Source organism: Streptomyces sp. CoH27, from assembly GCF_020181035.1.
GTDB lineage: Bacteria > Actinomycetota > Actinomycetes > Streptomycetales > Streptomycetaceae > Streptomyces > Streptomyces camelliae.
Genome location: NZ_JAIQYY010000016.1, coordinates 54,405 through 66,216, shown reverse-complemented (window position 1 = coordinate 66,216; position 11,812 = coordinate 54,405). Strand labels below are relative to the sequence as shown.

Here is an 11,812-nt window from a genome sequence, read left to right as displayed (position 1 = left end):
AGTCAGGTCCCTTCCTTACGTCACTTGGCGGCGGCGGCCGGGGTGTCCTCGCCGAGCAGCTTGCCGTCGGAGGTCTCGAACTGCTTCTTGAACTCCGCGATCGCGTCGGCGACGGCCGTGAGGGTGTCGTCGGACATCTTGCCGCCCTCCTTGATGGAGGTCATGAGGCCCTGCTCCTTGCGGTGCAGGTAGTCCAGCAGCTCCTGCTCGAAGCGGCGGATGTCGGCGACCGGAACGTCGTCCATCTTGCCGGTGGTGCCGGCCCAGACGGAGACGACCTGGTCCTCGGTGGCCATGGGCTGGTACTGCCCCTGCTTGAGCAGCTCGACCATGCGCTGACCGCGCTCCAGCTGCGCCTTCGACGCGGCGTCCAGGTCGGAACCGAAGGCGGCGAACGCCTCCAGCTCACGGTACTGGGCCAGGTCGACGCGGAGCCGGCCGGAGACCTGCTTCATGGCCTTGTGCTGGGCGTCGCCACCCACACGGGAGACCGAGATACCGACGTTCAGGGCCGGACGCTGACCGGCGTTGAACAGGTCGGACTCCAGGAAGCACTGGCCGTCGGTGATGGAGATGACGTTGGTCGGGATGAACGCCGAGACGTCGTTGGCCTTGGTCTCGACGATCGGCAGACCGGTCATCGAACCGGCACCCATGTCGTCGGAGAGCTTGGCGCAGCGCTCCAGCAGCCGGGAGTGCAGGTAGAAGACGTCACCCGGGTAGGCCTCACGGCCCGGCGGGCGGCGCAGCAGCAGGGAGACGGCACGGTAGGCGTCGGCCTGCTTCGACAGGTCGTCGAAGACGATCAGGACGTGCTTGCCCTGGTACATCCAGTGCTGGCCGATGGCGGAACCGGTGTACGGCGCCAGGTACTTGAAGCCGGCCGGGTCGGACGCCGGAGCGGCGACGATGGTCGTGTACTCCAGGGCGCCGTTCTCCTCCAGCGCGCGGCGCACGCCGGCGATGGTGGAGCCCTTCTGGCCGATGGCGACGTAGATGCAGCGGACCTGCTTGTTCGGGTCGCCCGAGCGCCAGTTGTCCCGCTGGTTGATGATCGTGTCGACGGCCAGCGCGGTCTTGCCGGTCTGACGGTCACCGATGATCAGCTGACGCTGGCCGCGGCCGACCGGGGTCATGGCGTCGACGGCCTTGTAGCCGGTCTCCATCGGCTCGTGCACCGACTTGCGCTGCATGACCGTGGGGGCCTGCAGCTCAAGGGCGCGGCGGCCCTCGGTGTCGATCTCGCCGAGGCCGTCGATCGGGTTGCCGAGCGGGTCGACGACACGGCCGAGGTAGCCCTCGCCGACCGCGACGGAGAGGACCTCACCGGTGCGCTGCACCGGCTGACCCTCCTCGATGCCGCTGAACTCACCGAGGACGATGGCACCGATCTCGCGCTCCTCAAGGTTGAGGGCGAGGCCGAGGGTGCCGTCCTCGAACTTCAGCAGTTCGTTGGCCATGGCCGAGGGCAGGCCCTCGACCTTCGCGATGCCGTCACCGGCGAAGGTGACGGTGCCGACCTCCTCGCGCGAGGCCGCGTCCGGCTTGTACGACTGGACGAAGTGCTCCAGCGCGTCCCGGATCTCCTCCGGCCGGATCGTGAGCTCCGCCATCTGGGTTCCCTGCTCTCCTTGTTGGGCCCGAAGTTTCACTTGGGGGGATGGGGGACTCCCCCCGTTAAGAGGTGAATCCTCTGCACGGCCCAACCAGGGCCGTAAGTACGTACTGCTTTATTCGCTGCTTGTGCCGAGTGCCGAGCGGTGCTCAGCTCGCCATGCGACGCTCGGCGTCTTCCAACCGGTCCGCGATCGAGCCGTTGATGACCTCGTCACCGACCTGCACCCGGATACCGCCGACGACCTCGGGGTCCACGTCCAGGTTGAGGTGCATCCGACGGCCGTAGAGCTTGGCGAGGGCGGCGCCGAGGCGCTGCTTCTGGCCGTCGCTCAGCGGCACCGCCGAGGTGACGACGGCGACCATGCGGTCCCGGCGCTCGGCAGCCAGCTTGGACAGGGACTCCAGTCCCGCTTCCAGGCTACGTCCACGCGGCGCGGTCACAAGGCGCGTGACCAGACGCTCGGTGCCGGGCTGGGCGCGGCCGCCCAGCAGGCGGTGCAGCAGCTCGGTCCGGGCGGCCTTGCCGGCGGCGCGGTCGGTCAGCGCGGCGCGCAGCTCGGTGCTGGAGGAGACGATCCGGCCGAACCGGAACAGCTCGTCCTCCACGTCGTCCAGCGTGCCCGTCTTCTCCGCGGCGGTGAGGTCGGCGATGTCCGCCAGCTCCTCCAGCGCGTCCACCAGGTCGCGGGACTGCGACCAGCGGGCGCGGGCCGTCCCGGACACCAGGTCGGCGGTGGGACCGCTGACCTGGCCGCCGATCAGGCGCTGGACCAGTTCCGCCTTGGCCTCCGCGGGCTGCGCCGGGTCGGTGAGGACCCGGCGCAGGCCGGCCTCGCGGTCGAGCAGCGCGGTGACGGCCGCCAGCTCGTCGGCGAGCGATGCGGCGTCCACGGACGTGGAGTCCGTCAGCGCGTCGAGACGCTCACGTGCGGCAGCCAGGGCCTCGCGGCTCGCTCCGTTCATCGCGTGGCCTCGGCCTTCTCCTCAAGCTCGTCGAGGAAGCGGTCGATCACACGGCTCTGGCGGGCGTGGTCCTCAAGGGACTCGCCGACGAGCTTGCCGGCCAGTTCGGTGGCGAGCTTGCCCACGTCCTGACGCAGCGTCTGCGCGGCGGCCTTGCGGTCGGCCGCGATCTGAGCGTGACCGGCGGCGACGATCTCCTCGCGCTGCCGCTGGCCCTCGGCCCGCATCTCGGCGATGAGCGTGGCACCCTGCTCCTGCGCCTCCTGGCGCAGGCGCGCGGCCTCGTGCCGGGCCTCGGCGAGCTGGGCCTTGTACTGCTCAAGGACGCTCTGGGCCTCGACCTTCATGGCGTCGGCCTCTTCGATACCGCCTTCGATCGCCGCGCGGCGCTCCTCCAGAACCTTGTTGATGTTCGGAAGCAGCTTCTTCCAGAAGAAGAAGAACACGATGGCGAAGGCGATGGTGCCGATGAGCAGCTCGGGGCCGGCGGGGACGAGCGGGTTCTGCTTCGTCTCCTCGGCCGCCAGCTGTGCCAGGTTGGCGATCACATCAGTGCCTTTCGTCGAAACGTGTCGGTGGGGGTTTGATTACCGACCGAACACGAACGGCATAACGATGCCGATGAGGGCGAGCGCCTCACAGAAGGCGAAGCCCAGGATCTGGTTGGCGCGGATCAGACCGGCGGCCTCGGGCTGGCGGGCGAGGGCCTGGGTGCCGTTACCGAAGATGATGCCGACGCCGATGCCGGGGCCGATGGCCGCGAGGCCGTAGCCGATGGAACCGAGGGAACCGGAGACGCCGGCGGCGAGGTCGATGGCAGCGGACATGCCGTTTCTTCCTTCTCTTTTACGGACCGGTGGGGGTTGGCCACCGGACGACTGGGATTTGGGGCGGGTGGTTCGGCTCAGTGGTGCTCGGCGAGAGCGCCCTGAATGTAGGAGCAGGCCAGCAGCACGAAGACGTACGCCTGGACGGCCTGGACGAAGAGCTCGAAGAGGATCATGGCCATCGTCATCACGAAGGAGACGCCGGCGCCCACGACCAGCCAGCTGTTCAGCAGGTACCAGGAGGCCACGGTGAACATGACCAGCATCAGGTGACCGGCGAACATGTTGGCGAAGAGTCGCACCGCGTGCGTGAACGGGCGGACCAGCAGGTTCGAGAAGAACTCGATGACCATGACGAGGGGCAGCACCGCGCCGAGCGACTTGTCGTAGCCCGTGACGTTCTTGAAGAAGCCGACGAAGCCGTGCTTCTTGAAGGTGAGCGCGACCCAGGTGATGTAGACGATCGCGGCCAGGACCATCGGGAAGGCGATGACCGAGGACACCGGGAACTGCGCCAGCGGGATCACGGACCAGATGTTCATGATCCAGACGAAGAAGAAGAGGGAGACCATGAGCGGCACCCACTTCTCGCCCTCGCGCTTGCCGAGGGTCTCGTACACGATGCCGCGGCGCACGAAGTCGTAGCCGGCCTCGCCGATCATCTGGAGCTTGCCCGGGACGACCTTGGCCTTGCCGAACGCGGCCGAGAAGAAGGTGATGACGAGCAGCGTGGTGACGAGCGCGAGCAGCATCACCTTGTTGAACTCGAAGCCCCCGACGGTGAAGAGCGGCTTGAACAGGAACGAGTTCAGGCCCGGGGCCGGGAAGCCACACCCGTTGTCGGACATGATCCGACAACTCCAGTCAAAGGCGAGCTGGGTCTGGTCAGCACTCACCACGGGCTCCTTCGGCGTGACGCATAGGTACGGCAACCTCGTTGTGTCGGCGCGGCACAGGGCCGCGGATCGGCACCGGACTGGTGTTACGGATGTGGGGGCGGCTGGGGGGCTTCGAGCCTCGCCATTGAGCAGGCGTCAGCTCAGGTGCCCGCGCCCGCGATGCCGCAGTTGGCACCGGACGATAGCAGGAGATCTCACAAGCCTTTATCCCGCCCCTACTCCTCACGGCTTCGGCCCTGTCTTCTCGGGCTTCTCACTCTTCGCGGAGTCCGGGTCGACGTAGAAGATCTTGGCCTTCATGTGCGCACGAGCCTGCGCGGCCATCCATACGACGGTCGCGACGACGAGCGACGCGGCGAACGTCCTCGGATTGAAGAGAGAGGTGTCCTTGAAAACAGCGACGAAGATCAGGAGGAGCAGCAGCTGGGCCACATAGAGCAACAGGCCCATCATCTGGAACAGCTGCGGGAGCGTTTTTGCCGTCCACTGGAGCACGTAGAGGCCGATTCCCATGAACAGAATGGCCAGGACCGTGCCGACGGCCGCGCCGAGCGCACCCTTGCCCCCCGCGACCGCGGCGCTCACGGCGACGGCGATCGCACCTGCGACCGCTGTGGGCACAGCGATCCGCAGAAGGTTCCGGGCGTCATTGGACGGCATGGCGGCAACTCCGCTTTCACAAGGGGGGCAGGGTGTCGTCATGGACGAGCGTAGTCCCGGGCTGAGTGATCGAGACCTCACACCGATGGACCGTCGCACTACGGTCCTTCGGCCCTATCCGGGGTTCTCGTGAACCGTATCACAAACTATTTGATGAGGTCTTTACTCGATAGGTGTGCTTGCCGTCACACATGAGAGTGACAGTGCGCGTCTGTGCAAAAACCGCGCCCACTTGTCTGGTATTAGGGGACTTTGCTCCCCCACGAGTTGGCAATGCTCTCGTCTGATTCTTACCTTGAGCGTCTCAATGACGATCAACAAAACGCGAACGAGCGCCAATGGCGGTCGCCCCGTTGACGCCTGAGACACCGGCCGTGATCCGCGCCCGTCCCTCGGTTTCCTCCGCCCCACAGGGCGCCTCCGCCGCCTGCGCCACGCTCGCCTGAGCCATGGCCGCCTCGGCGGCGGCCTTCCGGCGGCGCCGGCGGTAGCGCGGCGGCACGAAGGCCTGCGCCCAGACCGGGACGCGCGGGGTGAAGCGCGGGAGCAGCAGCAGGACCAGGCCGACCGTGCTGAGGAACACCACTCCGAGCACGATCCACATCGACGCAGAGTTCACCGAGTACGCGAGGGCGCCGAAGGCGATCAGGGCCGACCAGAAGTACATGATCAGCACGGCCCGGCTGTGCGAGTGGCCGATCTCCAGCAGCCGGTGGTGGAGATGGCCGCGGTCGGCGGCGAACGGCGACTGGCCGCGCCAGGTGCGGCGGACGATGGCCAGCACCAGGTCCGCGGCCGGTACGGCGATGATCGTCAGCGGGAGGAGGAGAGGGATGTAGACCGGGACCGTCGCGTGCACCGCGGCCCGCTCGGAACCCACGTACAGGCCCAGCGCGTCCGGGTCCATCTGTCCCGTGATGGAGATCGCGCCCGCCGCCAGCACCAGACCGATCAGCATCGAGCCCGAGTCGCCCATGAAGATCCGCGCGGGGTGCATGTTGTGCGGCAGGAAGCCCAGGCACATGCCCATCAGGATGGCCGCGAAGAGCGTCGCCGGGGCGGCGGCCTCGATGCCGTACGAATACCAGATCCGGTAGGCGTACAGGAAGAACGCGCCCGCCGCGATGCAGACCATGCCGGCCGCGAGGCCGTCGAGGCCGTCGACGAAGTTCACGGCGTTGATCGTGATGACGACCAGGGCGACGGTCAGCAGGGTGCCCTGCCATTGGGTCAGCGCCACGTTGCCGACGCCGGGGACGGGCAGCCACAGGATCGTCAGACCCTGCATGACCATCACGCCCGCGGCGATCATCTGGCCGCCCAGCTTGATCAGCGCGTCGATCTCGAACTTGTCGTCCAGGACGCCGATCAGCCAGATCAGGGCCGCGCCGGAGAGCAGGGCCCGGGGCTCGTTCGACTTCGTGAAGACCTCGTTGAGGTTGGTCAGGTGGTCCGCGACCAGCAGGCCCGCGCACAGGCCGAAGAACATGGCGATACCGCCGAGGCGCGGAGTGGGTTCCCGGTGCACGTCACGGGCCCGGATCTCCGGCATCGCCCCGGCCACGATCGCGAACTTCCGCACCGGCCCTGTCAGCAGGTACGTCACCGCGGCCGTGACGCAGAGCGTCAGCAGGTATTCACGCACAGGCTTCCCCACAGGTCTCGCTGGCCATCACAGCCCCACACCCTAGCGATGGACGTATATGGATGGGGACTTCCGGGTAGCCACGATGGTTGCATGTGTGGCTGTGCACCACGGGCCACATTGAGGTCTACGGGACGGCGCCTGCCCCCGTTCAGCCCGGATAAGGCGGAAAACCGACGGTGAGATCGCGCACGTCGTCCCGCGCCCCGGCCGGGTCGGTCTCGCCCCGCAGCACCGCCGCGAGCAGAGCCGCGATCCGCCGCATCTCCGCCTCTCCCATGCCCTGCGTGGTCACGGCGGCCGTACCCAGGCGCAGGCCGCGAGCGTCGCCGTGCGGCAGCACACAGCAGTCCAGCACGATCCCGGCGGCGGCGAGCCGGCCGCGCGCGGTGCGGCCGTCCACGCCGAGCGGGGCGGGATCGACGGTGATCAGATGGGTGTCGGTGCCGCCGGTGGTGACGACGAACCCCTCCGCCTCCAGCAGCGCCGCCAGCGCCCGCGCATTGGCGACCACCTGATGGGCGTACACGGCGAACGCCGGTGTTGCCGCCTCGCCGAACGCGACGGCCTTGGCGGCGATGGTGTGCATCTGGGCGCCGCCCTGTGTGAACGGAAACACAGCGCGGTCGATCCGCTCGGCCAGCTCGGGAGAACCGCACAGGATCATCCCGCCGCGCGGCCCGCGCAGCACCTTGTGGGTGGTCGCGCACACGACATCGGCGTACGGCACCGGGTTGGGCGCCGCTCCCCCGGCGACCAGGCCGATCGGATGCGCGGCGTCGGCGATCAGATAGGCCCCGACCTCGTCGGCGACCTCGCGGAAGAAGGCGTAGTCGATGTGGCGGGGGTAGGCGATGGAGCCGCACACGATCGCCTTCGGCCGGTGATTACGCGCCAGATGTCGTACCTGGTCGTGATCCATGAGCCCGGTCTCCGCGTCGACGCCGTAGCCCACGAAGTCGAACCAGCGGCCGGAGAAGTTCGCGGGCGAGCCGTGGGTGAGGTGGCCGCCGTAGTGCAGGCCGAGGGCGAGGACGGTGTCGCCGGGGCGCAGCAGGGCGGCGTAGGCGGCCAGGACGGCCGAGGAGCCGGAGTGGGCCTGGACGTTCGCGTGCGCGGCGCCGAACAGCGCCTTGGCCCGCTCCACGGCGAGCCGCTCGGCGACGTCGACCAGTTCGCAGCCGCCGTGATGCCGGGCGCCGGGATACCCCTCGGCGTACTTGTTGGCGAGCGCCGAGCCGAGCGCGGCCAGCACGGCGGGCGAGGTGAAGTTCTCGGCGGCGATCAGCTGGAGCGAGGTCGACTGCCGGCGCAGCTCACCGAGAAGGATCTCGGCCAGCTCGGGGTCCTGTTCCCGCAGGACGTCGGTCTCAAGGGGATGCGTGACCGACATGGCGGGCTCCCGGGCGGTCGACGGTGACGTAACCCCAATGTAGGCCCGCGATGTGCGGGACGCCCGGTAGCCGGGACGCGACACAACGCGGGAGGTACTGCCGTGACGCCGACTGCGACTCCGCCGTGGCTGAGCCCCATCCCCGACGCGCCTCTCGCGCTCGCTCGGCCCTGGCGGGCCTCCCGGCATCGAGCCGCTGCGCCGGCCTCCGACCGGCGACCCAGACCGGCCCGCAGCACATCAAGCCCGCGCAGCCACACCCGTCAGCGCAGTCACCACGGGAGCCCGATCCTTGACGCGCCTCTCGCGCTCGCTCGGCCCTGGCGGGCCTCCCGGCATCGAGCCGCTGCGCCGGCCTCCGACCGGCAGCCCAGACCGGCCCGCAGCACATCAGGCCCGCGCAGCCACACCCGTCAGCGCAGTCACCACGGGATCCAACGCCTGATGTATCTCGTCCCCCACCGACCGGAAGAACGTCAGCGGAGCCCCGTACGGGTCGTACACCTCGTCCGCCTCCACCGTCGGGGCCAGAAGCCACCCGCGTAGAGCGGCGGCCGCACGGACCAGGGCGCGGGCACGCATCACCACGCCGTCCTCCAGCGGGGGGAGGGTCGTGGGGTCTATGGCGCGGACCAGGCGGGTGAACTCCTTCAGGGTGAAGGTGCGCAGGCCCGCCGAGTGACCCATCGAAATCACCTGGGCGCGGTGGTCGCGGGTGGCGGTCAGGACCAGGTCGGCCATGATGACGTGCTCGTCAAGAAGCTCCCGGCCGAAAAAGCCGGAGGCATCCGCGCCGAACTCGGCCAGGACCGTCTCCGCGTTGGTCTCCATCGGCGCGCCCTCGTGGCCCCAGGTGCCCGCGCTCTCCACGATCAGCCCGCCGCCGAGCACACCGAGCCGCTCCGCGACGAAATGGCGGGTCAGCCGCTCGGTGATGGGCGAGCGGCACACGTTGCCGGTGCTGACGTGGAGGATGCGGAAGGTGTCGCGCGGAAAGCCGAAGGTCGTCGTCTCTTCGGCGATGCGCTCGACACGCTCCCCGATGCCTATGCCACGCCCCGCCTCAGGGGCCGTCAATTCGCCACCTCAAGGTCAGGTACGACCTTCCGCAGCTCCTCCGCCGAGATCGCGCCCTCGCGCAGCAGCACGGGCACGTCACGGGTGACGTCCACGATGGACGACGGCACGATGCCGGGGGTCGGGCCGCCGTCGAGGTAGACGGAGACGGAGTCGCCGAGCATCTCCTGGGCGGCGTCGCAGTCCTCCGGCGCCGGGTGCCCGGTGAGGTTCGCCGAGGACACGGCCATCGGACCGACCTCGGTGAGCAGTTCGATCGCGACGGGGTGGAGGGGCATCCGGACGGCCACCGTGCCGCGCGTGTCGCCCAGGTCCCACTGGAGGGACGGCTGGTGCTTGGCGACCAGCGTCAGGGCGCCCGGCCAGAACGCGTCGACCAGCTCCCAGGCCAGCTCGGAGAAGTCCGTGACCAGGCCGTGCAGGGTGTTCGGGGAGCCGATGAGGACAGGGCTGGGCATGTTGCGGCCCCGGCCCTTTGCCTCCAGCAGGTCACCGACGGCCTCCGAGGAGAAGGCGTCGGCGCCGATGCCGTACACCGTGTCGGTCGGCAGCACCACCAGCTCGCCCCGGCGGATGGCGGACGCGGCCTCACGCAGACCCGTCACGCGGTCGGTCGCGTCGTTGGTGTCGTATCGCCGTGCCATCTAGCGGGCCTCCTCGTACACGAAGTACACGAAATGCGGGACTTCAGAAATCACTGCCGTCGGGGTGGTCACGGCAACGCCTTGCGGGCGGTCGCGAACCGGGGGCGGTTGTTGAGGTCGGGGTGGTCGGCCGCGTCGGCCCAGCCCCGCTCCTCGGTGAAGATCCACGGCACCTGGCCGCCCTGGGTGTCGGCGTGCTCGATGACGACGACCCCGCCCGGGCGGAGCAGCCGGTGTGCGGTGCGCTCGATGCCACGGATCAGGTCGAGGCCGTCCTCACCGGAGAACAGGGCCAGCTCCGGGTCGTAGTCACGGGCCTCGGGGGCGACGTACTCCCACTCCGTGAGCGGGATGTACGGCGGGTTGGAGATCACCAGGTCGACCTGGCCGTCGAGGTCGGGGAAGGCGTCCAGGGCGTTCCCCTGCCGCAGGTCCACCCTCGACCCCGCCATGTTCTTGCGGGTCCACACCAGGGCGTCCTCGGACAGCTCCACGGCGTGCACCCGGGAACGCGGCACCTCCTGGGCGAGGGCGAGCGCGATGGCGCCGGAGCCGGTGCACAGGTCGACGATGCACGGCTCGACGACGTCCATGGCGCGCACGGCGTCTATGGCCCACCCGACCACGGACTCGGTCTCCGGACGCGGCACGAACACCCCGGGCCCGACCTGGAGTTCCAGATACCGGAAGTAGGCCCGCCCGGTGATGTGCTGGAGCGGCTCGCGCTGCTCGCGCCGGGCGATGACCTCCCAGTACCGGGCGTCGAAGTCGGCGTCCTTCACGGAGTGCAGCTGGCCGCGCTTCACCCCGTGCACGAACGCGGCCAGCTCCTCCGCGTCGTTGCGCGGCGAGGGCACGCCGGCGTCGGCCAGCCGCTGGGTGGCCTGGGCCACCTCCGCGAGCAGCAGGTTCACGCGAGTCCTCCGTGTCGTACTGGGTGGTGCCTGTGTGCCTTTATGCAGCTGCCAGCTTCGCCGCCGAGTCGGCGTCGACGCAGGCCTGGATCACCGCGTCGAGGTCGCCGTCCAGGACCTGGTCCAGGTTGTACGCCTTGAAGCCGACGCGGTGGTCCGAGATGCGGTTCTCCGGGAAGTTGTAGGTGCGGATCTTCTCGGAGCGGTCGACGGTGCGGACCTGGCTGCGGCGGGCGTCGGCGGCCTCGCGCTCGGCCTCCTCCTGCGCCATGGCGAGCAGCCTGGAGCGCAGGATACGCAGGGCCTGCTCCTTGTTCTGCAGCTGGCTCTTCTCGTTCTGGCAGGAGGCCACGACCCCGGTCGGCAGGTGCGTGATGCGCACGGCGGAGTCGGTGGTGTTGACGGACTGGCCACCGGGACCGGAGGAGCGGTAGACGTCGATGCGGAGGTCGTTCGGGTTGATCTCCACGTCCACCTCCTCGGCCTCGGGCGTGACGAGGACACCGGCGGCGGAGGTGTGGATACGGCCCTGCGACTCGGTCGCCGGCACGCGCTGCACGCGGTGCACACCGCCCTCGTACTTCAGCCGGGCCCACACACCCTGACCGGGCTCGGTGGCACCCTGGCCGCCCTTGGTCTTCACGGCGACCTGGACGTCCTTGTAGCCGCCCAGCTCGGACTCGGTGGCGTCGATGATCTCGGTCTTCCAGCCGACGCGCTCGGCGTAGCGCAGGTACATGCGCAGCAGGTCGCCGGCGAACAGCGCCGACTCGTCACCGCCGGCGCCGGCCTTGATCTCCAGAATGACGTCCTTGTCGTCACTCGGGTCACGCGGGACGAGCAGCAGACGGAGCTTCTCGGTCAGCTCCTCGCGCTGCTTCTCCAGGTCCTTGACCTCGGCGGCGAAGTCGGGGTCGTCGGCGGCCAGCTCGCGCGCGGTCTCGATGTCGTCGCCCGACTGCTTCCAGGAGCGGTACGTGGTGACGATCGGGGTCAGCTCGGCGTAGCGCTTGTTCAGCTTGCGCGCGTTCGCCTGGTCGGCGTGGACCGACGGGTCGGCGAGCTTCGTCTCCAGATCGGCGTGCTCGACGACGAGTTCCTGGACGGCCTCGAACATCTTTCGGCTCCTGTACTGCGGTGAAGGGAAGGGCGGGCGACCAAAAACGCCGGTCC

The 11,812-nt window shown here is 69.1% G+C and carries 12 protein-coding genes; all 12 read right to left on the bottom strand.

Features of this window, described 5'->3' with window-relative positions:
* Positions 1 to 20: 20 nt before the first annotated feature.
* The 12 genes from atpA to prfA all read right to left on the bottom strand — a co-directional run bounded on the left by atpA (position 21) and on the right by prfA (position 11,756).
* Entirely contained in the window at positions 21 to 1,613 is a 1,593-nt protein-coding gene (gene atpA / locus LE548_RS26700; RefSeq protein WP_225099504.1) for a F0F1 ATP synthase subunit alpha, read from the bottom strand.
* Between the two features lie 151 nt (positions 1,614 to 1,764).
* Positions 1,765 to 2,580, bottom strand: coding sequence for a F0F1 ATP synthase subunit delta (locus LE548_RS26695; RefSeq protein WP_225099503.1), 816 nt, complete (start codon positions 2,578 to 2,580; stop codon positions 1,765 to 1,767).
* Complete coding sequence (locus LE548_RS26690; protein ID WP_225099502.1) at positions 2,577 to 3,128, bottom strand: F0F1 ATP synthase subunit B; 552 nt, start codon at positions 3,126 to 3,128, stop codon at positions 2,577 to 2,579. The genes LE548_RS26695 and LE548_RS26690 overlap by 4 nt, the downstream gene beginning before the upstream one ends.
* Before the next feature lie 39 nt (positions 3,129 to 3,167).
* Positions 3,168 to 3,407, bottom strand: coding sequence for an ATP synthase F0 subunit C (gene atpE, locus LE548_RS26685; RefSeq protein WP_009190636.1), 240 nt, complete (start codon positions 3,405 to 3,407; stop codon positions 3,168 to 3,170).
* A 77-nt stretch (positions 3,408 to 3,484) separates the two neighbouring features.
* Positions 3,485 to 4,255, bottom strand: a complete 771-nt coding sequence (gene atpB, locus LE548_RS26680) for a F0F1 ATP synthase subunit A (RefSeq protein WP_225099594.1) — start codon at positions 4,253 to 4,255, stop codon at positions 3,485 to 3,487.
* A 273-nt stretch (positions 4,256 to 4,528) separates the two neighbouring features.
* Entirely contained in the window at positions 4,529 to 4,966 is a 438-nt protein-coding gene (locus LE548_RS26675; protein WP_225099501.1) for a hypothetical protein, read from the bottom strand.
* A 304-nt stretch (positions 4,967 to 5,270) separates the two neighbouring features.
* Positions 5,271 to 6,611 carry an MraY family glycosyltransferase gene (locus tag LE548_RS26670; RefSeq protein ID WP_225099500.1) on the bottom strand — a complete coding sequence of 447 codons (1,341 nt, stop codon included), beginning with the start codon at positions 6,609 to 6,611 and terminating at the stop codon, positions 5,271 to 5,273.
* Between the two features lie 151 nt (positions 6,612 to 6,762).
* Positions 6,763 to 8,004, bottom strand: coding sequence for a serine hydroxymethyltransferase (gene glyA, locus LE548_RS26665; protein WP_225099499.1), 1,242 nt, complete (start codon positions 8,002 to 8,004; stop codon positions 6,763 to 6,765).
* 390 nt (positions 8,005 to 8,394) lie between these two features.
* Complete coding sequence (locus LE548_RS26660; RefSeq protein ID WP_225099498.1) at positions 8,395 to 9,081, bottom strand: protein-tyrosine-phosphatase; 687 nt, start codon at positions 9,079 to 9,081, stop codon at positions 8,395 to 8,397.
* Entirely contained in the window at positions 9,078 to 9,725 is a 648-nt protein-coding gene (locus tag LE548_RS26655) for an L-threonylcarbamoyladenylate synthase (RefSeq protein ID WP_225099497.1), read from the bottom strand. The genes LE548_RS26660 and LE548_RS26655 overlap by 4 nt, the downstream gene beginning before the upstream one ends.
* Before the next feature lie 68 nt (positions 9,726 to 9,793).
* Complete coding sequence (prmC, locus tag LE548_RS26650; protein WP_225099496.1) at positions 9,794 to 10,639, bottom strand: peptide chain release factor N(5)-glutamine methyltransferase; 846 nt, start codon at positions 10,637 to 10,639, stop codon at positions 9,794 to 9,796.
* A gap of 40 nt (positions 10,640 to 10,679) precedes the next feature.
* Positions 10,680 to 11,756 carry a peptide chain release factor 1 gene (gene prfA, locus LE548_RS26645; protein ID WP_225099495.1) on the bottom strand — a complete coding sequence of 359 codons (1,077 nt, stop codon included), beginning with the start codon at positions 11,754 to 11,756 and terminating at the stop codon, positions 10,680 to 10,682.
* Positions 11,757 to 11,812: the final 56 nt, after the last annotated feature.

What these genes read in the sequence shown, in the direction of transcription:
- atpA (WP_225099504.1), bottom strand. Translation starts at nt 1,613, where the DNA reads ATGGCGGAGCTCACGATCCGGCCGGAGGAGATCCGGGACGCGCTGGAG.
- LE548_RS26695 (WP_225099503.1), bottom strand. Translation starts at nt 2,580, where the DNA reads ATGAACGGAGCGAGCCGCGAGGCCCTGGCTGCCGCACGTGAGCGTCTC.
- atpE (WP_009190636.1), bottom strand. Translation starts at nt 3,407, where the DNA reads ATGTCCGCTGCCATCGACCTCGCCGCCGGCGTCTCCGGTTCCCTCGGT.
- atpB (WP_225099594.1), bottom strand. Translation starts at nt 4,255, where the DNA reads ATGTCCGACAACGGGTGTGGCTTCCCGGCCCCGGGCCTGAACTCGTTC.
- LE548_RS26675 (WP_225099501.1), bottom strand. Translation starts at nt 4,966, where the DNA reads ATGCCGTCCAATGACGCCCGGAACCTTCTGCGGATCGCTGTGCCCACA.
- glyA (WP_225099499.1), bottom strand. Translation starts at nt 8,004, where the DNA reads ATGTCGGTCACGCATCCCCTTGAGACCGACGTCCTGCGGGAACAGGAC.
- LE548_RS26655 (WP_225099497.1), bottom strand. Translation starts at nt 9,725, where the DNA reads ATGGCACGGCGATACGACACCAACGACGCGACCGACCGCGTGACGGGT.
- prfA (WP_225099495.1), bottom strand. Translation starts at nt 11,756, where the DNA reads ATGTTCGAGGCCGTCCAGGAACTCGTCGTCGAGCACGCCGATCTGGAG.